Here is a 1,494-nt window from a genome sequence, read left to right as displayed (position 1 = left end):
GATTGATTATGGGAAAATGAAACCAGATGAATTCTTCAAATTCACATTGTCTTTACAGACTAGAAGTAAGAAGTTAGATCCCTATCGAGATCAAATACTTGAATGGTTAAAGGAGCATCCGGATCTTTCCGGAGCACAGATATTTGATTGGTTGCAGGAGAAGTTAGAAGTGAACTCCGTGACAGAAGGAACCGTCCGGAATTTTGTTAATGAACTTCGAGAGTTGCATTGTCTACCGAAGTCCAATGTGGAAAGAAGCTACATGGCAGTTCCTGAAATGCCCAAAGGAAAGCAAATCCAGATGGATTTTGGAGAGACCAGACAGCTAACTACGGATGGGAAATATAAAAAACTGTACTTTATTGCATTTGTCCTCGCCCATTCACGCTATAAATACGTAGAGTGGTTAGACCGGCCTTTCAGGACAACCGATTTAATCAGGATGCATGAGAACGCTTTTGATTATTTTAAGGGGATGACTGAGGAAATTGTCTATGATCAGGATCATTTATTGGCCGTTAGTGAAAATGCAGGAGATCTTATTCTTACAGCTGAATTTACAAAGTATCATCAAAAAAGGAAATTCAAAATCTACCTCTGTCGAAAAGCAGATCCAGAATCTAAAGGGAAAATTGAGCAAGTAGTCAAATATGTAAAGCATAATTTCGCAAAAAACCGTACTTTTGACAACCTGGCTAATTGGCAGCAATCATGTATGAAGTGGCTTGAACGGACTGGGAACTATAAAGTTCATCACAATACAAAAAAGAGACCCGTTGAGGTATATACTCTGGAAAAGGAATACCTAACGCAGGTCTCAGGGACTTATATTTTTGAAGATATCTATACTGCCAGTATAACAAGACAAATACACAAAGACAACGTCATACGCTTTAACGGCAATCGATACAGCGTACCTGTCGGTACATACCGGAAAGACGCTCCGAATATTGCTTATGTCGATACATCGGATGGACATCTTATAATCCGTCTTCAGCAAGATGGGCAAGTGCTTGCGAGGCATAAAATTTTTCAAGGGAAGGGGCAAATTATTTCAGATCCTTCCCACAGAAAAAACAGCCACACAAAACGTAATAAGCTTATTCATGAAGTGGAGCAATTACTAGCGAATTCTAGTTCTGCCAAGTGGTTGATCGAACAGCTGACTGAGCGCTATCCGCGTCACTTACTTGATCAACTGCAGATTGTCCTGTCTGTCGGTCTTAAGTATCCCGACTATATAGAAGAGGCCGTTCAAGAAATGAGACGTTTGAAGCTCACCAGCGCTAATGACCTGCGGGATATCGCGTTTTCACTAGAGCTTCAAAGCAAAATGAATACGATCAAGGAAGAAACTCAATTAAATGAAAAGTATATGAACCTGATCGCTCCTGAACGAAAGGAAGATATTTATCTTCGCGTTCTTCAAGGAGGTGATTCATGATGAAACATCCTTACGAATCCTTACAGGATAAATGTAGAGCCCTTCGGCTC

1 protein-coding gene is annotated in these 1,494 nt (G+C 40.4%); it reads left to right on the top strand.

The window, feature by feature from the left end:
• On the top strand, nt 1-1,444 hold a 1,444-nt coding region (locus H605_RS18255; protein WP_037562344.1), incomplete at its 5' end, for a Mu transposase domain-containing protein.
• Nucleotides 1,445-1,494 lie beyond the last annotated feature (50 nt).

The organism is Sporosarcina ureae DSM 2281 (assembly GCF_000425545.1).
Classification (GTDB): domain Bacteria; phylum Bacillota; class Bacilli; order Bacillales_A; family Planococcaceae; genus Sporosarcina; species Sporosarcina ureae.
Note: the sequence above shows the minus strand (reverse complement) of the source record. Positions and strands in the feature narration are given on the sequence as shown.